Genomic DNA, 18,963 nt, shown 5'->3' on the forward strand with positions numbered 1-18,963 from the left:
TCGCGCGCCGGCTCACAGGCCGGCGCAGGGGCGTTCGTCGACCGTGCAGCCCGCCGGGGCCTTGGTGACAGGATCGGCGGTACGGACGTCGAACCGGATGACCTGCGATCCGCCCGCCGGCACGGCCGGCCCGGTGAAGGTGACCGTCTGGCCGTCCTGCCGCCAGTCGGCCCCGCTCACCTCGGCGGCCGAACTGCCCCGGGGCAGGGTGACCCGCACCGTCCAGTCGGAGGTCGGGGTTCCGTCCGGATTGGCCACCACCACCTCGGCGGTGTAGCCGAACAGCCGGGTCGACACGGTCTCGTAGCGGGCGTCCGGTGTCCCGGGGGCGGTGGGGGTCGGGGAGGGGGTACGACGCGACGGCGTCGCCGACGGGGTCCGGCTCGGCCGGGCGCTGCCGCTCGGCGTCGGGGTCGGCGTCGGGCGCACCGTCGCGGTGGACCGGGCGGGACCGGGTGGGGCGGTGGATCCGGGCACCGGGTTCACCGGGGCCGCCCCCCGGTCGGCGGGCGGTTCTCCCCGTGACAGGACCCACCCGGCCAGCCCGAGGGCCAGGGTGACCACGCCCAGCCCGACGACCGTCGCGGTGGTCCGGCGGCGACGGTAGGGCGGTCGGCTGACGTCGGCCATCAGGACCACCGGCAGCACGGCGGTCGGCGCGGCGCTGTCCCGCCGCAGGTCGACCTCCCGGAAGGCCAGCCAGTCGAGCAGTGCCGGCAGGCGTCCGGCCAGCGCCTGCCGGTAGCACTCCTCGCGGCGGGTGCCCTGCTCGGCGGGCCAGTCGCCATGCTCCACGGTCTCCCGGACCAGGATCCGGCAGCCCGCCTCGGTGGGGGTGACGGCGCAGGTCAGCAGGCTGTCCCGGGCACCCTCGCGGCACCGTACGACGAGCAGTTCCGGCACCCGCCGGTCGACGCCCTCGATATCGGTGTCGGTGTCGAAACCGGAAAGCCCGGCCGTCCGTAGCCGCCACCGGTCCGGTCCGCCGGGGAGCGCCTCGGCGTCGGCGAACCACCGGCCGAGCAGTCCCGGGTCGGTTACCGCACGCCAGACCCGGTCTGCGGGGTGGAGCAGGTCGATCTGTGTGCCGATCTCGATCACGGCGAGAGACTCTACGGCCCGGACGCCGTACCGACGCCGGTGGTGCACCGGATCGGTCTGCCGCACTTCGTTACGACTTGACGAATGACATGTTATCGCTCACAGTCGATGTCGAGGACAACAGCACCTGTGGCTCACCGGGCGAGCCGTGCTGGTCGAACCTCGGATCACGACGTCCCCCCAGGGCATGCGGGACGTCGGGTCAGGATTCCCATCAGCAGATGCCGGTGACGGTGTGGCCGACCCCGTACGCGTGGGGTCGGACAGCTTCGTCGAGGGCCGGCCCGGTTTCCTCGGTGAAGGAGGATCATGGCTCCCTTCTCGGGCGGCGCTCCGTTGTCCCCCCGGTCGGGCGATCCTCTCGTCGACCCGGGTACCGACCCCGGTGTCGAGGTGACCGGCGTCGCCGGCTCCGATGGACCGCGGCGACGCCTTCGCCGACCTCTCCGGTCGTCGGCCGCGCGGCGAGCCGCGTCGGCCGGTGCGGCCCACCGCCGGAAGCGGAATCAGGTACCCCACCACCGCTGCACCCACATTGCAAAGGATGCGACATGAGACCCAAGAGAGCCCTGCTAGCGACGGCGACCCTCGCCGTCGCCGGCGCACTCACCGTCGGGATGACGTTGGCGCTGGCCCCCGCCGCCAGCGCCGGCACGACCCTGCGGGCGGCGGCGGCCGAGAAGGGCCGCTACTTCGGCGCGGCGGTCGCGACCGGCAAGCTGTCCAACAGCACCTACACGACCATTCTCAACCGCGAGTTCAACTCGATCGTGGCCGAGAACGAGATGAAGTGGGACGCCACCGAGCCGCAGCAGGGTCGGTTCAGCTACACCGGCGGCGACCGTATCGTCAGCCACGCCCAGGCCAACGGCATGAGCGTGCGCGGGCACGCCCTGCTCTGGCACCAGCAGGAGCCGGGCTGGGCGCAGGGCATGTCGGGCAGCGCGCTGCGCAGCGCGATGATCAACCACGTCACGCAGGTGGCGACCCACTTCCGGGGCAAGATCTATGCCTGGGACGTGGTGAACGAGGCGTTCGCCGATGGCGGTAGTGGTGGGCGTCGTGACTCCAACCTGCAGCGCACGGGCAACGACTGGATCGAGGCGGCGTTCCGGGCCGCCCGCGCCGCCGACCCGGGTGCGAAGCTGTGCTACAACGACTACAACACCGACGGTGTGAACGCGAAGTCGACCGGTGTCTACAACATGGTGCGGGACTTCAAGTCCCGGGGTGTGCCGATCGACTGCGTCGGTTTCCAGTCGCACCTGGGTACCACGATCCCGGGTGACTACCAGGCCAACCTGAAGCGCTTCGCCGACCTCGGCGTGGACGTCCAGATCACCGAGCTGGACGTGATGACCGGCGGTAACCAGGCCAACATCTTCGGCACGGTCACCCGGTCCTGCATGGCCATCTCGCGGTGCACCGGCATCACCGTGTGGGGGGTGCGGGACTGCGACTCGTGGCGTGGCTCCGACAACGCCCTGCTGTTCGACTGCAACGGCAACAAGAAGGCGGCGTACAACTCCGTCCTCGACGCCCTCAACGCGGGCACCGGCATCCCGAACCCGACGACGACGCCGCCGAACCCGACGACCACGCCGCCCAACCCGACCACCACGCCGCCGAACCCGACGACCACGCCGCCTCCGGGTGGGGCCGGGTGTTCGGCGTCGGTGTCGTTGAACTCGTGGACGGGTGGTTTCGTGGCCACGGTGAAGGTGACCGCTGGTTCGGCGGGTACGCGGGGTTGGACGGTGGGTGTGACGTTGCCCGGTGGGGCGAGTGTGACCGGGACGTGGTCGGCGACGGCCAGTGGTAGTTCCGGGACGGTGCGGTTCACGAATGTGGACTACAACGGTCAGCTCGGTGCCGGTCAGTCCACCGAGTTCGGTTTCCAGGGCAGTGGCAGTGGTGCGGGGATGACCCCGACCTGCACCGCCAGCTGAGTTCCGCCGTCGGCCCGACCCGGTTGTCCCCGGGTCGGGCCGACGGTCCATACGGCCATCCGACCGGCTCGACGTTCATCGGCCGGACCATCGTCGGCCGGACCGGGACCGCTGTCGGCGGGGTCGGGCCGGGTCCGGCACCGTCGGCCGCCGACCACGACTCCCGACAGAGGAACCGTCGATGAGATCACGAATGACCCTGCTGGCCGCCGCGCTGGCGACCGCCCTGGCGACGATGACGGCCGTGGTCACGGTCGCTCCGCCGGCCTCGGCTGCGTCGCTCACCCAGGTGACCAACTTCGGCACCAACCCCACCAACCTTCAGATGCACCTGTACGTCCCGGACCGGGTGGCCGCCCGGCCGGCGCTGCTCCTCGCCCTGCACTACTGCACCGGCAGCGGCCCGGCGCTGCACTCCGGCTACGGGCTCAGCTCGCTCGCCGACCGCTACGGCTACATCGTGATCTACCCGTCGGTGACCCGGAGCAGCAAGTGCTGGGACGTCTCCTCGCCGCAGGCGCTGCGGCGCGGCGGCGGCAGTGACCCGGTCGGCCTCAAGTCCATGATCGATTACGTCCGGGGCCGCTACCCGGTCGACGCGGGCCGGATCGGGGTCATCGGATTCTCGTCCGGGGCCATGATGACCAACGTGATGGCCGGCCTCTACCCGGACGTGTTCAACGCCGGGGTGAGCTCGTCCGGCGTGCCGTTCGCCTGCTTCGCCACCACGAACGGCTCGGAGTGGAACAGCGACTGCTCCGGCGGTCGGATCGTCAGGACCCCGCAGCAGTGGGGCGACCTGGTGCGCAACGCCTACCCCGGCTACACCGGCCAGCGCCCCCGGATGCAGATCTGGCACGGCACCACGGACACCACGCTGAGCTACGTCAACTTCGGCGAGCAGATCAAGCAGTGGACCAACGTGCTCGGTGTGTCGCAGACCCCCAGCTCCACCGACTACCCGCAGACCAGCGCCACCCGGACCCGGTACGGCGGAACCGGTGGCACGCCGCCGGTGGAGGCGATCAGCTTCCAGGGCTACGGCCACTCCATCCCGTTCGACGCCGCCCAGGCCGTCCGCTTCTTCGGCTTCGACGGCGCGAGCCCCACCACCCCGCCGCCGAACCCGACCACGACCCCGCCGAACCCGACCACCCCGCCGCCGACGACTCCGCCGAACCCGACCACGCCGCCGCCGACGACTCCGCCCGCCACCGGTGGGTGTTCGGCGTCGGTGTCGTTGAACTCGTGGACGGGTGGTTTCGTGGCCACGGTGAAGGTGACCGCTGGTTCGGCGGGTACGCGGGGTTGGACGGTGGGTGTGACGTTGCCCGGTGGGGCGAGTGTGACCGGGACGTGGTCGGCGACGGCCAGTGGTAGTTCCGGGACGGTGCGGTTCACGAATGTGGACTACAACGGTCAGCTCGGTGCCGGTCAGTCCACCGAGTTCGGTTTCCAGGGCAGTGGCAGTGGTGCGGGGATGACCCCGACCTGCACCGCCAGCTGAACGACCTGCTCCAGCCGGCTTCCGGGTGACCCGACGGCACCGGGAGCGACCAGGGCGCAGGGCCGGGGAGTGAACCCGGCCCTGCGCCCCATCCTTTCTGCGGACACCGCCGCGCCGTGTCACACCGGGGTACGCCGCCACTGCTGGTTCGTGCCGGTTCCGCAGGTCCACTGCACCGCCTGCACCCCGTCGGTCAGCCCGGCGTTGAGCACGGCGAGGCACTTGCCGCTGTGCCGGGCGACCAGTTGCACCTGCCCGTCCCCGATGTCCTGGAGCCGCCACTGCTGGTTGGTGCCCCCGTTGCAGGTCCACTGGACCACCCGGGCGCCGTCCGTGGTCGTGCCGGCGCCGCCGTAGACGTCGAGGCACTTTCCACTGTTGACACTCACCACCGTGGACCAGCCGCCACCGACCTCGGCGAACCGCCACCGCTGGTTGGCCTGACCGTTGGCGGCCCACTGCACGACGTTCGCGCCGTCGGTCGTGGCGGCGTTGCTGACGTCCAGCAGCTTGGCGCTGTGCCGGGCGGTCAGCGTGGCGGTCGTCGGGGTCGGGGTGGTGGTCTGTGGCGTCAGCCGGTAGAGCCCGGCGCCGTGGGCGGGCAGTGAGCGGCTGAACGTCCCGGTCGAGGTGCCCAGGGCCGCGCCGGACCAGAGGTCCGTCGCGGTGGCCGAGCCGATGCCCAGGTCGGCGAGGTTCACCGACACGGTGGCCGCCGCACCCTCGCGGTTGAACAGCGCGACGTACCGGTCCGTGCTGTCCGGCACGTCGGCTACCCACACCTGCCGGGTGCCGCCGGTGAGTTGCCGGTTGTTGGCGCTGTGCTGGTCGACCGCCAGCACCGCGCTGTTGGTCATCAACGCCAGCTCCGCCGCCCGGTTCTCCACCAGGTTGCCGCCCCACATCAGCGGCGCCCGGTTGATCACCCACAGCGACATCAGGGTGCGCTGCTCGTCCGCGCTGAGGTTGGAGTACCGCGGCGAGCCGACCGGGCCGTACTTCGACAGCCGGCCGATCGGGATCATGTCCGGATCGGGCCAGGCGCCCGCCCTGCGGTACGGCGTCCAGTTGCGCAACTGGTCGAACAGGGCGTCCACCGACGACCAGTTGTCCCACAGGTCGTTGACGATCCGCCACATGTGCGCGTTGGTCTGCACGTGCGGCCCGGCGGACAGCGGCGTGGCACCCGGCGACAGGCTCAACACCATCGGCCGTCCGCTGCGCTGGATCGCCGTGCGGTACCCGTCGACCTCCGCCTGGCGGTACGTCGGCGCGGCGATGTCGTCGACCTTCACGAAGTCGACGCCCCACGAGGCCAGCAGCTGGAACACCGAGTCGAGGTACGCCTGCGCACAGGGGTTGGTCATGTCCAGGCCCCACATCAGGTTGAGCCAGGCCGCGCTGTTGCCGGCGTCGATCTGGTTGGCCCGGCAGGAGGTGCCCAGGATCGGCACGTTGTCCGCGACCGCCTGCCGGGGGATGCCCCGCATCAGGTGGACGCCGAACTTCAGCCCCTGGGCGTGCACGTGGTCGGCCAGCGGCTTGAACCCGTTGTCGCCGGCCGCCGACGGGAAGCGGGTGGTGTCGGGCAGCAGTCGCCCGTTGGCGTCCATCCGGAGCCGGGGTTGCAGGTTGGCGTCCTGGTTGGGGCTTCCGTTGTGCCGTCCGGGGAAGTACCAGGCCCAGTCGACGACGATGTACTGCCAGCCGTACTGGCGCAGGTTCGCGCCCATGTAGTCGGCGTTGGCCCGGACGTCGGCCTCGGTGACACTCCAGTTGAACGAGTCGTAGCTGTTCCAGCCCATCGGCGGGGTGTCGGCGACGCCGTTGTCCCACGCCTGCGCCGGTTGCGGGGCCGGGGTGCCGACCAGGCCCGTCATGAGCAGGAGGACGGCGGCGAGCAGGACGGCCGCCCGTCGGGTCGCGGGGTGGATGACACGGTGGTGCATGTGGCCTCCTCGGTCATCGGGTCAGCGGTAGCCGGCGGCGGTGATGTTCGCCTGGACCGCGTTCTCGGTCGCGTCCGACGGGTAGCCGGCGACCATCGCGCCCTCGTAGAACGTGCCGACGCTCTGGTTGGTGTTGTCGATGCAGCAGTCCCCGCCGCTGCCCAGGATGATCGCGCCCTGCTTGCGCATCGGGCTGTACCCGCGCGGCAGCGACCCGTCGTAGAGGGTGTAGAGGCTGCCGGACTGGGCGTTGCTGCCCTTGATGGCGAAGCGGGAGGTGCCGTTGTTCTTCAGGGTGGCGGTGACGAACTTGTGCGGGAACGCCCGCTGGTTGGGGTTCCACGAGCTGCTGCCGCCGGGGTAGAGGCCATACTCCAGGTCGGCCTGCACCCATGGGCCGGAGCCGGAGCAGCCGCCGAACCAGCAACTGGTGCCGAAGTAGATCGCGTCCATCGCGCCCGCGCCGTCGGCCCGGCGGGTGGTCTCGCTGTTGCCGTAGTCGAAGCAGCAGCCGCTGTTGACGTGGGTGCCGCTGGTGACCATGTACATGCCCTCGGGGGCGGCCCCGGTCGGCACCCCGGTCAGGTGACCGTCGCGCCAGTAGCTGCTCCGGCCGGGGATGTAGAGCGAGTAGACCCGGTCGCCGCCGACGGTGACCGACTCCTTGTTCGCGGCCGCCGGTTGGACGGCGCCCCCGACGCCGCCGGGCCCCTGGTAGCCCAGGTTGTTGCCGCGTCCGGACTGGTCGAAGATGATCGTGATGACGCAGTTCGTGTTCGCGCAGAAGCTGTCCTGGCTGGCGGCGTTGGCCCGCCCGCCGGGCGACAGCACCCCGATGTTGCGGGTGGTGTTGTCCGAGGACCGCCGCACCTGGTAAAGCGGGCCGTTGTAGGCGGCGTAGAGCGCCCGGGTGGTGCTGTGCGCCGCGATGCAGGCGGTCCCTCCGGCGGCGTAGATGTCGCACGGCTGGCTGGTTCCGGGCGGCGGCGTGGTCGGCGGCGGCGTGGTGGGTGGTGGGGTGGTGGGTGGCGGTGTGGTGGGCGGTGGTCCGGTGGTGGGGTTCACCCCGCCGGTGCAGGTGGTGCCGTTCAGGCTGAACGACGTGGGGGCGGGGTTGCTGCCGGTCCAGGAGCCGTTGAAGCCGAAGCTGGTGGTGCCGTTGGTGGGGATCACCCCGTTGTAGCTGGCATTGGTGACGGTGACCTGGGCACCGGCCTGGGTGTAGCTGCCGTTCCACAGTTGGGTGACGGTCTGGCCGGCGGAGTAGTTCCAGGTCAGTCGCCAGCCGCTCACCGGGTCGCCGAGGTTGGTGATGGTGACGGTGGCGCCGAAGCCACCCTGCCAGGACGAGCTGACGGCGTAGTCGACCTGGCATCCGGCGGCGGCCGCGGACGCTCCGGTCTGGACGGTGGCGGCGCTGACGAGCAGCAGGGTGGTGGCGGTGGCGACCAGCACTGGTCGCCGCCGTAGGAGTCGGGTCGGTCGCACGGGTTCTCCTGGGGGTGTGGTCGGTGCGACGGGTTCCCGGACGGCGGGTTCCCGCTGCGTGGTGGACCTGCCGGGGAACGGGGAGCGCGGTGGTCGCCGGTGGCCCGTGCCGGCCCGGTGCCACCGGCCCGGCCCCGCCGGGAGACGGCGGCGGCCGGGTGGTGCCGAGCCGGTGGCCGGGCGGTCCCGAACGGTGGGGGCGGGGCGTCTCGCGGCCGGCTGGTAGTGCAGGAATTGACAGTCGTCAGTTACGTTAACGTTAACACTGATTGATGTCTATAGAGGTACGCCGATGCCGGACCGGTGGTGGAGAAGCCCGGATCCGGAGGCCCGGTCAGGCGGACGTGGTCAACGGACCGCACCCGGCGGCGGGGCGACACTGTCCCGGGTGACCAGGGTGGGGGAGACGGTCCGCCGTAACGTGTGGTCCACGCCCGCGTCGATCTGCGCCAGCAGCAGTCCGAGGCTGGCCTCCGCCACCGTGTTGAAGTCCGGGCGCACCGTGGTCAGCGGCGGGATGAAGTACGCGGCGTCCGGGACGTCGTCGAAGCCCACCACGCTGACGTCCTGCGGCACCCGCCGGCCGTGCTCGTGCAGCGCGTGCAGCACGCCCAGGGCCAGGTCGTCGTTGGCGGTGAAGACCGCCGTCACCTCCGGGCTGCGGGCCAGCATCTGCCCGCAGCGGTACCCGGAGGCGGCGGACCAGTCCGCCTGGAGCACCGGGGGGACCTCCGCCCCCGCCGCCTGCAACGTCTCCCGCCAACCGGCGATCCGCCCGGCGCTGTCGAACCAGTCGATCGGACCGGAGACGTGCCAGACCGTCCGGTGGCCCGCGTCGAGCAGGTGCCGGGTGGCCAGTCGTCCGCCCTCCACCTGGTCGATGGTGACCAGCGGCACCGGTCGTCGAGGATCACCGTCCACAGTGACCAGGGGGATGTCGGTGGGCAGGCACTCCAGCGCCTCACCGGCGGACTCCACCGGGGCGATCACCACGATGCCGGCCACCCGGTGCGCCAGGTGCCGTTCGACGACGGCGGTGATGGAGGTGCGGTCCAGGTTGCGGACGCTGCCCACGCTGACGGCGAACCCGGCCTCGGCCGCCGCGAGTTCGAAGGCGGAGAGTAGCGACGCCGGGCCGTAGAGGGTGGTGTTCAGGGCGACCACCCCGAGCACCTGCGACCGTCCGGTGACCAGCGTGCGCGCTGCCCGGTTCGGTCGGTAGCCGAGTTCGGTGATCGCCGCCTGGACCCGCAGGCGGGTCTGTTCCCGTACGTGCGGGTGCCCGTTGAGGACCCGGGAGACGGTCTGGTGGGAAACTCCGGCGAGGCGGGCCACGTCTCTCATCGCAGGAGCGCGCACAGTCATCCCACACCTCTCCGTCCGGCCCCGCAGCCGTCGTCGACGGCGTGGCCCTGGCAGAGGTCCGGAAGGGAACTCCGGAAACAAGGCATGGGCGCACACGCCGTGGACAACGCTGGATCAGCGAGAGTCTACGCGGCGTGTCGCCCCGGATGAGTCGACGGCGCGGCCGTAAGTCGTCCACGTACCGTGATTTTCGTCATCACGGATCGCAGGCGACGTGCGGACCAACAGTGACGAGTGGCCTCTTCTCCTCCTTCGACCTTCGTGGAAGCCTGGCCCGGTACCCGTGGCGGGTCGGTGCGCTCCCGGCGGATCGACCGGGTCGGCCGGTCTCCCGACCCGGCCCGGCCGCCGGACCCGGGGGTGACGGTCGCGGCCGGCGGTCCCGGCGTCCACGTCACGACGACGTGTCATATCGATCGGATCGGATGCTACTCGAAACGGTTCGGCGACGACAAGGACAGGTTTCCGGAGCCGGCCCCGGCGACCCCGGTGGCCGGAGCGCCGGCTCCGGGCGGGTCAGGTGCCCGGCGCGACGGCGGTGCTGTCCCGCACCACCAGCGTGGTCGCCAGCTCCACCCGGGTCTGGGCGAGGCTCAGGTTGGCCGCCAGGGTCAGCACCATCCGGGCGGCGACGTCCCCCATCTCGGTCAGCGGCTGCCGCACCGAGGTCATCGGTGGTCCGCACAACGTGGTGTGCGGGATGTCGTCGAAACCGACCACGCTCAGGTCCGCGGGAATCCGCAGGCCGGCCAACCGGGCCGCCTCGTAGACCCCCAGGGCCTGGAGGTCGTTGCCGCACAGGATCGCCGTCGGCGCGGGGTTCTGCCGCAGGAGCTCCCGGCCGAGGTGCAGCCCGTCGTCGAAGGAGAACCAGTGGCCGACGCGGAGCCGACGCGCCGGCAACCCGACACCCTGCGCCTCCAGGGCCGCCCGCGCGCCGTCCAGGCGGGCCCGGGCGCACAGCCGGTCGGTCGGGCCGGAGATCACGGCGATCCGTCGGTGACCGAGGTCGAGCACGTGCCGGGCGGCCTCGAACCCACCGCTCCAGTTGGTCGCCGTCACCGAGGGGACGGCGTGCAGCGGCGGTTCCCCGGTGGGGTCGAGGACCACCAGCGGGATGGCGCTCGCCGCTAGCAGGGCGTGCTGCTCGGAGGTGAAGCCCAGGTGGACCGCGATCACCCCGGTCGGGCGGCGGGCCAGCAGGTCGCGCGCCCAGAACCGTCCCTCGGAGACCTGCCGGCGGGCGTCGGTGAAACCCACGGCGAGCCGGTGCGCCCCGGCGACCTGCTGCACCCCCTGCATGATGGTGACCGCCAGGTTGCTCTGCATCCCGTAGAAGACCACCTCCACGCTGGCGCTCGGGGTGCCCAGCTCCGGCCGGCGGTAGCCGTGTTCGCGCAGCAGCGCCTCCACCCGGGACCGGGTCTGTGCCGCGACCCCCGAGCGGCCGTTGAGGACCTTCGACACCGTGGGCGCGGAGACCTCCGCCAACGCGGCGATGGTGGTCAGGGTCGGCTCGCCCCGCCGCCGGCTGCGCCGTCGTGCCCCGGCCGCCCCGCCGATCGGCGGGACCGCGGTGGGCGCCGGGGCATGTGCGGTGGTCGACGTCCCGGCGGGGGAGGGGGGCGGCCCGCCGGTCAGGGCGGTCGGGCGGCGGTGCTGCCGGCGGACCGTGTCGAGCAGCAGGGTGCGGACGGTCTCGGCGTCGCGGGCCGCGAGTGGCCCGGCGGGCACCGTCTCGGTGAGGTAGCGCCGCCGCTTCGACACGGGATCGATGCCGGCGTACACCCGCACCCGCAGGGAACCGCTGGGCAGCCGCTCGATCTCGCCGCGGGCACGTCGACCGGGCGTGGAGCCAGAGCTCATGGAGTCATGATATTCGATGTGGGTGGGTCGGAATAGCTCCAGGACGGCTCCACGGCCGGTGGCCGGGTCGCCGACGCAGGAGTCGGCCCTGCCGGGCCGGTCCGCCGACGCCGAGGGGTGGGCGGGCCGGTCGGAAGCGCGGGAAATATATGGAAGCAGTTGAATACCTCGAAATGCTTCCGTAACATGGGGAACCATTGTTAGCGCTCACACCGAGCGTCGTGAGTCGACGGCCCTCTCGCCTGCCCGGTCGGCGGACGCCGACCGGGCGGCACTGATTGGAGACTTCGTGAAGCGATTCGTGCGAGGCCGGAACTGGGGGCGGGCGGCCGCGGCCGGTCTGCTCCTGGCCGGCATCCTGGTGGGCGTCCACGCCCCGGTGGCGCAGGCGCTGGACAACGGGGTGGCCCGGACGCCGCCGATGGGCTGGAACAGCTGGAACAGCTTCGGCTGCAACATCAACGAGACGTTGATCCGGCAGACGGCGGACGCCCTCGTCAGCAGCGGGATGCGGGACCTGGGTTACGAGTACGTCGTGGTCGACGACTGCTGGTTCAACCCGAACCGGGACTCGGCCGGCAACCTCCAGGGTGACCCGACCCGGTTCCCCAGCGGGATGAAGGCGCTCGGCGACTACATCCACGCCCGGGGGCTGAAGTTCGGCATCTACCAGGTGCCGGTGGACAAGACCTGCGCCCAGTACTTCAACTCCTACCCCGGCGCGACCGGCTCGCAGGGCCACGAGGCGCAGGACGCCCGGCAGTTCGCCGCCTGGGGCGTCGACTACCTCAAGTACGACTGGTGCTCGCCGAACGGAACCATCGACGACCAGGTGCGCACGTTCGCCAAGATGCGTGACGCCCTGGCGGCCACCGGACGGCCGATCGTCTACAGCATCAACCCCAACAGCATCCACGCCAAGACCGGCCCGCAGCGCAACTGGGGCGACGTGGCGAACATGTGGCGTACCACCGAGGACATCACCAACACCTGGAACAGCGGGCAGACCAACGGCTACCCGATGGGCATCCAGAACATCATCAACGTGAACGTGCCGCTGGCCCCGTACGCGAAGCCCGGCGCGTTCACCGACCCCGACATGATGGAGGTGGGCCGGGGTGGCATGACCGACACCGAGATGCGCAGCCACTTCGCGATGTGGGCGATCATGGCCTCGCCGCTGATCGCCGGCAACGACGTGCGGTCGATGAACTCCGCCACCCAGACCATCCTCAAGAACGCGAACCTGATCGCCATCAACCAGGACCCCCTGGCCCTGCAGGGCGCCCAGGTGTCGTTCGACGGCACCCGGCGGGTGCTGGCCAAGCGGCTGGCCAACGGCGACGTCGCGGTGGCGTTGTTCAACCAGGGCTCCTCGACGACGACGATCTCCACCACCGCTGCGGCGATCGGCAAGTCCGGCTCCTCCTTCACCCTGGTGGACGCCTGGACCAACGCCAGCACCACCAGCACCGGCACCATCTCGGCCAGCGTGCCGTCGCACGGCACGGTGGTCTACCGGGTCAGCGGCGGTGGGACGGCCCCGCCGCCGACGACGCCGCCGGCCACCGGGAGCGCGCTGTCCAGCGTCGCCTCCGGCCGCTGCCTGGACGTCCCGCAGAGCAACACCGCCAACGGCACCCAGCCGGTGATCTGGGACTGCAACGGGGCCGCCAACCAGCGCTGGACGGCCAACGGCCAGACCCTCCAGTCGCTCGGCAAGTGCCTGGACGCGCCGACCAACGCCACCGCCGGCACCAAGGCCCAGCTCTGGGACTGCAACGGTGGCACCAACCAGCAGTGGACGTTCAACGCCAACGGCACGATCAGCAACGTCCAGAACGGCCTCTGCCTCGACGTGAACAACAACGGCACCGCCAACGGCACCACCGTGCTCCTCTGGTCGTGCACCGCGGCGGCCAACCAGCGCTGGAACCGGGTCTAGTCCGGACCGGGCACGGCCGTCCTCCTGGCACCGGATCCGGTGCCAGGAGGACGACCGGGGGTGGTGGCCGGGACGCTCTCAGCCGGTCGCGGTGGTGACCGCTGCGGTCACGGTCAGGCCGGTCGACGTGCGGTAGCGGACCGGGATCGGGTCGCTCAGCGCGCCGACGAACTCCCCGTCCACGTGGTCGAGGAATCCGATCAGGGACCAGTCCCCGGCCGGGCCGGCGACCAGCCGGGGCGCGTACAGGTGCGGGTGCGGGAACGGTCGGGCCGCGCCGATGTCCCACGGACCGCGCACGTCGTGACCCGGCGCCACCCAGATCCGGTGACCGTCGGGTCGGGTACCGGCGGCGTCGGTGGAGAACAGCAGCAGGGGCTGGCCGTCGACGACGGCGACCTGGGGCACCTCCAGGTGTCCGAAACCGGCCGGCGTGGACAACGGGGGCCGGACGGTCCAGTTCACCAGGTCGGGTGAGGTGGCGTGGCCGACGACACCACGGGATCCGGCCGGCCCGGTGTTGGCCCGTGCGGTGACCAGCATGTGCCAGCCGGCACCCCCGGGGTCGGGGAACACCCACGGATCCCGCCAGGCCTGCTCGTACCAGAGCGTCCGGTCGAGCAGCTCGTACCAGGTGGGGTCGGCTTCGACGAGGGGGCCGGTGCCGTGCCGGTGCCAGGTGGTCAGGTCGTCGGAGACGGCGAGGCCGATCCGTTGGACCAGCCCGTCCTCGGCCCGGCCGACGCCGGTGTAGAACAGGTACCACCGTCCGTCCGGGCCGCGCACCGTGCAGCCCGTCCAGGTCGCGAGGTCGTCCCAGCCCGGCGTGTCGGCGGGGACGAGCGCGTCGGGAACCAACCGCCACGTGCGCAGGTCGGTCGAGACGGCGTGGCCGATCGTGGCGCGGCGGTGCCGGCGGTGCGGGTCGTGCAGGGCGCGGGAGGCGCGCAGGAAGAACGCGTGCCACCGGTCGTTGTCGTCCCGGGCGTACCAGCTGTCCCACACCCAGTGGTCGGGTAGACGTAGCATGGCGGGAAGTTAGCACTAAATCGTTTTAGCTACCAGGTCGAGGGGCGTCTCTCCGGTCCGGCGGCAGGTTGCCGCCCGGGGTGTGGCGGGCTATCCGGCCGGAGTGGCCACCGACCTGCGTCGCCGCAGCGGCATCGGCACCGGCGCGGGCTCGGCGTCGCCGCCGTCGAGCAGGATCTCGACCGCCCGTCGCCCCATCTGCTCGTGCGGCAGCGCGGTGGTGGTCAGGCCGGGACGCAGCCAGGCGGCGATCGGGTCGTCGTCGAACGACACCACCGAGATGTCGTCCGGAACGGTCAGTCCGGCCTCGGCGAGCGCCTGGTAGGCGCCGAAGGCCAGCCGGTCGTTCATGCAGATGATCGCCGTGGGCCGGACCGTCCGGCCCAGCAGGGTGCGCATCGCGGCGTAGCCGTGCTCGGGCAGCCACTCGGCGCAGAAGCACTCGGTCAGCAGCTCGACCCCGGCGTCGTCGAGCGCCTCATGGACGCCGCGCAGCCGGGCCAGCGCGGCGAGGGAGACCTCGGCGTCGCCCTCCTTGAGCCGGTTGCGGCCGATCAGCGCGATCCGCTCCCGGTGGCCGTGGTCGAGCAGGGCGGCGGTGACGGTACGACCGGCCCGCTCGTCGTCGGGCAGCACCGCGGGCAGGCTCTCCGGGCTGGTCGCGTTGAGCAGCACCACCGGTCCGCCGAGGATGGCCGGGGGGACGGTCAACCGGCGGGTCGCCATCGCCGCGTAGATCACCCCGTCGACCTGCCGGTCGAGCATCGCCTCGATGGCGTACCGCTCGAAGGTGGCGTCGCCCTGTGTCTCGGTGATGAGCAGCACATGGTCCCGCTCCCGGGCCGCGTCGAGCGCGCCCCGGATGAGGCCGCCGGCGAACCGGGTGGTGGCGACGATGTCGGAGACGAACGCGATGGTGGCCGTCTTGCGGGTACGCAGACTGCGGGCCGCCAGGTTGGGCCGGTAGCCCAGCTCCTCGGCGGCGGCGAAGACGCGTTGGTGCGCCTCGGCGGACAGCCGGGTGCCCTCCCGGCCGTTGAGAACCATCGACGCGGCGGTCTTGGACAGTCCGGCACGCCGTGCCACGTCGGCCAGGGTCGCTCTGTTGCGGGCCATCGGTCCTCCGAATCAGGGTGCCGTCACCGGCACCGCTTCCGCCCATCATGATGCGTCGGTCCACCCGGCCCGGTGCCGGCCGGTCGAGCGGCGTCTGCCGGGAGCGCCCGGTCCGTGCCCGGGTGTCCACCGGCGGCGGGGCGGACAGCGGGTCCGGCCGTGCCCGACGGGGTGTCGGTGCTCACTCCGCGGTGCACCGGGCGTCGCCTGCGGAACCCGGGCTCCCGAGGTGAAGCAGGTGTTTCCGGACCGTTGCCATTTGCTCCTTGACAGCTCAACCGACCACGCGCATGCTCTGCTAAATCAGTTTAGCGGCTACTCTTGGCAGGCCGGTCGACACCCTCGGTCGCTCCGGCACGGTCAGCGGCGGTGGCATCGCGTGCCGCGGCGACACGCCGGTCACGACGTACCGTTGTGGCTGGTCAACCCGCCGTGACGAGTTCGGTGACCGGCGCGGCCGGTGGTCGCGGGACACTCGGAAGAGTCAAGGAGTCCTCAATTGGCTACATCATTGACACAGTTCTCCCGCCGGACGGCGCTGCTGGCCCCGGTCCTGGCGCTGGGGTTGGCCGTGACGGCGTGCAGCGCACCCGGAGCGGAGAAGTCGACGACGACCGGCTCCGACGCCGCCGTCAGCACCGAACTCGGCTCCGACCCGATCACCCTGGAGATGTACGCCGAGACCGGCTTCCCGCTGGCCAAGGCGCTGGCCGACGAGTTCACCAAGCAGCACCCGAACGTCACGTTCAATATCCGCGAGGACCAGTTCACGGTCATCGTGGAGAACGCGCCCCGGGTGATGGCCTCGGACAACGCGCCCGACATCATCCGGCTCCCCACCATGGTCGACCTGGTCAAGGACGACCTGCTCAAGAACCTGGACCCGTACTTCGACGCGTACGGCTGGGACAAGTTCCCCGCCTCCCAGCTCGTGCAGCTGCGGGTCGGTGACGGCGGTACCACCCGGGGGACCGGCTCGCTGTGGGGGATGGGGCTCGGCTACAGCGTCACCGGCGTGTTCTACAACAAGAAGCTGGCCGAGCGGGTCGGGATGACCCAGCCGCCGACCACCATCGCCGAGTTCGAGGAACTGCTGGCCAAGGCCAAGACCGCCGGCGTCCAGCCGATCATGCAGTTCAACAAGAACACCGCGGGCATCAACTTCCCGCACCAGGCGTTGCAGAACCAGTTCGGTGACCCGGCCCAGGTGGCGGACTGGATCTTCCAGAAGCCGGGCGCGACCTTCGACACCCCGGCCGCGCTGAAGGCCACCCAGACCATCCAGAAGTGGGCCCAGGCCGGCTACTTCCCGAAGGACGCCAACGCCCTGGACTACGCCAGCATGGTGGGCGAGTTCCAGAAGAGCAATGGCCTGTTCATGTTCAACGGGGACTGGGAGTCGGCCAACCTCGACAAGTCGATGCCGGGCAACGTGGGCTTCTTCCTGTTCCCGAGCGAGTCGGCCGGTGGCAAGCACGTGGCGATGTCGGCCCCCAACACCTTCGGCATCAGCGCCAAGGCCAAGAACCCCGACGCCGCCGCGTTCTTCCTGAACTGGGTGCACACCAACGCCACCGCCCGGGAGATCGCCGTCAAGATCGGCGGCTCCAGCCCGGGTGGCCCGAGTGACCTGGCCGTGCCGGCCGCCGCGCCGAACACCGTGCTGGCCGAGACGCTCAAGGCGTCGCAGCAGCTCGGGGAGGAGAACGGCGCGGTGGACTTCACCGCGAATGCCACCGGCGGCATCTTCGCCGCCGCGATCACGCCGGAGATGCAGAAGCTGATCGCCGGTCAGCAGACGCCCGAGGGGTACGTGAAGGCGGTCCAGGCCGAATACGCGAAGGAACTGTCCCGATGACGTCTGCCCTCGGCAGCGCACCGACCGGGCGGGACGGCACGGGCACCTCGCCGGGTCGTGCCACCCGCCCGTCCTCCGCGCGGGCCCACCGACCCCGGTGGGCCCGCGCGGGCGGGACGGGCTGGCTCTTCGTCCTGCCCGCCGTGCTGATGTACGCCGTGTTCGTCCTGCGTCCACTCGCACTGACCATCCAGTACTCGTTCTACAACTGGAACGGGATCGGGGTGGCCCGCTGGGCCGGACTGGACAACTACGTCACGGTGTTCACCGACAGCGACCTGCTGAAGATCATCGGCAACGCGCTCGTCCTGATCGTCTTCTTCAGCTTCGTCCCGGTCGCGCTCGGCCTGCTGGTGGCCAGCCTGGTCCGCCGGATCACCACCGGCGCGTTCGGCACCGTGGTCCGGACGGTGCTGTTCCTGCCCCAGGTCATCCCCCTGGTGGCGGCGGGCATCGCGTGGAGCTGGCTGCTGTCGTCGAACGGCCTGGTCAACCAGGTGCTCCGCGCGGTCGGTCTGGGCGGGGTGGCCCGCGCCTGGCTCGGTGACTTCGACACCGCGCTGCCCGCCGTCGGCGTCATCGGTGCCTGGGTCCTGCTCGGTCTCTGCACGATCCTGCTGGTCACCGGGATGAGCAAGATCGACCCCGCGCTGTACGAGGCGGCCCGCCTCGACGGCGCCGGTCCGGTCCGGGAGTTCTTCGCCGTGACCCTGCCCAGCCTGCGCCAGGAGATCGGGGTCTGCCTGACGGTGACCATCATCGCCGCCCTGGCCAGCTTCGACATCGTCTACATCTCGACCAGCGGCGGCCCCGGTCTGCAGACCACCGTGCCGGGCCTGGAGATCTACCGGCTGGCCTTCTCGCAGCGGCAGGTCGGGCTCGCCTCGGCCCTGGCCGTGGTGCTGATGCTGCTGGTGCTGCTCTGCGTGCTGCCGATCCAGCGACTGACCCGGGGGGACAAGCCATGAACCTGAGCCGGCGCGAGAACCTGACCGGCCGGGTCTTCCTGATCGTCCTGATCCTGGTCACCCTGCTGCCGTTCGTCAGCATGCTCTCCGCGGCGCTGCAACCGCGCGGCACCGTGCCCAGCGGTCTGACCTGGCCGTCGGACCCGCAGTGGGGTAACTTCGCCGACGCCTTCACGGTGTCGAACATGGGCGCGCTGCTGCGTTCCAGCCTGCTCATCGTGGCCGGCGTCGTGCCGGTGTCGGTGCTGATCGCCACCATGGCCGGGTTCGGGCTGGGCCAGCTGCGGGTGCCCGGTGGCCGGATCGTGTTCGGCCTGCTCCTGCTGGGCCTGACCCTGCCGTTCGAGGCGGTGGTGACCCCGCTCTACTACCAGATGCAGGATCTCGGCCTGCTCAACACCCGGTGGGCGATCATCCTGCCGTTGATCGGGCTCTACATGCCGTTCGCGGTGTTCTGGATGCGGGCGCACTTCAGCAACGTGCCGGTGGAACTGTCCGAGGCGGCCCGGGTGGACGGCAGCACCACCTGGCAGCTCTTCTGGCGGGTCCAGGTGCCGCTCGCCCGGCCGGCCATCGCGTCGCTGACCATCCTGATGTTCCTCTGGACGTGGAACCAGTTCCTGCTGGCCATCGTCCTGGTCGACGACCCGGCCAAGCGCACCATGGCCGGCGCGCTCGGGGCGTTCCAGGGCCAGTGGGGTACCGACCTGGTGCTGCTGTGCGCCGGATCGCTGCTGATCCTCACCCCGACCCTGATCGTCTTCCTGATCTTCCAGCGTCAGTTCATCAAGGCCCTGATCCAGGGCTCACTGAAGGGATAGC

General features: G+C 71.1%; 13 protein-coding genes. 6 read left to right on the forward strand and 7 right to left on the reverse strand.

What is annotated here, in order from left to right; translation table 11 throughout:
• Positions 1 to 12 precede the first annotated feature (12 nt).
• The gene (locus tag O7612_RS13035; RefSeq protein ID WP_282273473.1) at positions 13 to 1,101 is read right to left on the reverse strand and encodes an SRPBCC family protein; all 1,089 of its coding nucleotides are present in this window, start codon (positions 1,099 to 1,101) and stop codon (positions 13 to 15) included.
• A gap of 551 nt (positions 1,102 to 1,652) precedes the next feature.
• Here O7612_RS13035 and O7612_RS13040 point away from each other — a divergent pair.
• Entirely contained in the window at positions 1,653 to 3,050 is a 1,398-nt protein-coding gene (locus O7612_RS13040; RefSeq protein ID WP_282273476.1) for an endo-1,4-beta-xylanase, read from the forward strand.
• A gap of 181 nt (positions 3,051 to 3,231) precedes the next feature.
• Positions 3,232 to 4,557: a PHB depolymerase family esterase gene (locus tag O7612_RS13045; protein WP_282273477.1), complete on the forward strand. Its 1,326-nt coding sequence runs from the start codon at positions 3,232 to 3,234 to the stop codon at positions 4,555 to 4,557.
• 119 nt (positions 4,558 to 4,676) lie between these two features.
• On the opposite strand, the gene O7612_RS13050 is transcribed toward O7612_RS13045, so the two are convergent.
• From O7612_RS13050 to O7612_RS13065, 4 genes are all read right to left on the reverse strand, one after another.
• Positions 4,677 to 6,506 (reverse strand): alpha-galactosidase, encoded by a 1,830-nt coding sequence (locus O7612_RS13050; RefSeq protein WP_282273479.1) that lies wholly within the window; start codon positions 6,504 to 6,506, stop codon positions 4,677 to 4,679.
• Positions 6,507 to 6,527: 21 nt separating this feature from the next.
• Complete coding sequence (locus O7612_RS13055; RefSeq protein WP_282273481.1) at positions 6,528 to 7,994, reverse strand: arabinofuranosidase catalytic domain-containing protein; 1,467 nt, start codon at positions 7,992 to 7,994, stop codon at positions 6,528 to 6,530.
• Between the two features lie 348 nt (positions 7,995 to 8,342).
• Complete coding sequence (locus tag O7612_RS13060) at positions 8,343 to 9,338, reverse strand: LacI family DNA-binding transcriptional regulator (protein ID WP_282273483.1); 996 nt, start codon at positions 9,336 to 9,338, stop codon at positions 8,343 to 8,345.
• A gap of 537 nt (positions 9,339 to 9,875) precedes the next feature.
• Entirely contained in the window at positions 9,876 to 11,225 is a 1,350-nt protein-coding gene (locus O7612_RS13065) for a LacI family DNA-binding transcriptional regulator (protein WP_282273485.1), read from the reverse strand.
• 421 nt (positions 11,226 to 11,646) lie between these two features.
• Between O7612_RS13065 and O7612_RS13070 the strand changes: the two genes are divergently transcribed.
• Positions 11,647 to 13,170 (forward strand): ricin-type beta-trefoil lectin domain protein, encoded by a 1,524-nt coding sequence (locus O7612_RS13070; RefSeq protein ID WP_282273895.1) that lies wholly within the window; start codon positions 11,647 to 11,649, stop codon positions 13,168 to 13,170.
• Between the two features lie 78 nt (positions 13,171 to 13,248).
• Here the strand turns inward: O7612_RS13070 and O7612_RS13075 are convergent, their stop codons facing one another.
• Both O7612_RS13075 and O7612_RS13080 read right to left on the reverse strand, forming a co-directional pair.
• The gene (locus tag O7612_RS13075; RefSeq protein ID WP_282273486.1) at positions 13,249 to 14,199 is read right to left on the reverse strand and encodes a family 43 glycosylhydrolase; all 951 of its coding nucleotides are present in this window, start codon (positions 14,197 to 14,199) and stop codon (positions 13,249 to 13,251) included.
• Between the two features lie 90 nt (positions 14,200 to 14,289).
• The gene (locus O7612_RS13080; RefSeq protein ID WP_282273489.1) at positions 14,290 to 15,315 is read right to left on the reverse strand and encodes a LacI family DNA-binding transcriptional regulator; all 1,026 of its coding nucleotides are present in this window, start codon (positions 15,313 to 15,315) and stop codon (positions 14,290 to 14,292) included.
• Positions 15,316 to 15,814: 499 nt separating this feature from the next.
• On the opposite strand from O7612_RS13080, the gene O7612_RS13085 reads away from it, so the two are divergent.
• Genes O7612_RS13085 through O7612_RS13095 form a run of 3 tightly spaced genes read left to right on the forward strand, consistent with a single transcriptional unit; the run spans position 15,815 to position 18,962 of the window.
• Entirely contained in the window at positions 15,815 to 17,173 is a 1,359-nt protein-coding gene (locus O7612_RS13085) for an extracellular solute-binding protein (protein ID WP_282273490.1), read from the forward strand.
• Positions 17,170 to 18,141, forward strand: a complete 972-nt coding sequence (locus O7612_RS13090) for a sugar ABC transporter permease (RefSeq protein WP_282273492.1) — start codon at positions 17,170 to 17,172, stop codon at positions 18,139 to 18,141. Before O7612_RS13085 ends, O7612_RS13090 begins: the two co-directional genes overlap by 4 nt.
• Entirely contained in the window at positions 18,138 to 18,962 is an 825-nt protein-coding gene (locus O7612_RS13095) for a carbohydrate ABC transporter permease (protein ID WP_067313807.1), read from the forward strand. Before O7612_RS13090 ends, O7612_RS13095 begins: the two co-directional genes overlap by 4 nt.
• Position 18,963 lies beyond the last annotated feature (1 nt).

Origin of the sequence: Micromonospora sp. WMMD987, assembly GCF_029581435.1 — a bacterium.
Taxonomy (GTDB): Bacteria; Actinomycetota; Actinomycetes; order Mycobacteriales; family Micromonosporaceae; genus Micromonospora; species Micromonospora rifamycinica.

Bases quoted from the DNA above. Each gene is read 5' to 3' on its own strand.
- O7612_RS13040 (WP_282273476.1), top strand. From the start codon at position 1,653: ATGAGACCCAAGAGAGCCCTGCTAGCGACGGCGACCCTCGCCGTCGCC.
- O7612_RS13045 (WP_282273477.1), top strand. From the start codon at position 3,232: ATGAGATCACGAATGACCCTGCTGGCCGCCGCGCTGGCGACCGCCCTG.
- O7612_RS13050 (WP_282273479.1), bottom strand. From the start codon at position 6,506: ATGCACCACCGTGTCATCCACCCCGCGACCCGACGGGCGGCCGTCCTG.
- O7612_RS13060 (WP_282273483.1), bottom strand. From the start codon at position 9,338: ATGAGAGACGTGGCCCGCCTCGCCGGAGTTTCCCACCAGACCGTCTCC.
- O7612_RS13065 (WP_282273485.1), bottom strand. From the start codon at position 11,225: ATGAGCTCTGGCTCCACGCCCGGTCGACGTGCCCGCGGCGAGATCGAG.
- O7612_RS13070 (WP_282273895.1), top strand. From the start codon at position 11,647: ATGGGCTGGAACAGCTGGAACAGCTTCGGCTGCAACATCAACGAGACG.
- O7612_RS13075 (WP_282273486.1), bottom strand. From the start codon at position 14,199: ATGCTACGTCTACCCGACCACTGGGTGTGGGACAGCTGGTACGCCCGG.
- O7612_RS13080 (WP_282273489.1), bottom strand. From the start codon at position 15,315: ATGGCCCGCAACAGAGCGACCCTGGCCGACGTGGCACGGCGTGCCGGA.
- O7612_RS13090 (WP_282273492.1), top strand. From the start codon at position 17,170: ATGACGTCTGCCCTCGGCAGCGCACCGACCGGGCGGGACGGCACGGGC.
- O7612_RS13095 (WP_067313807.1), top strand. From the start codon at position 18,138: ATGAACCTGAGCCGGCGCGAGAACCTGACCGGCCGGGTCTTCCTGATC.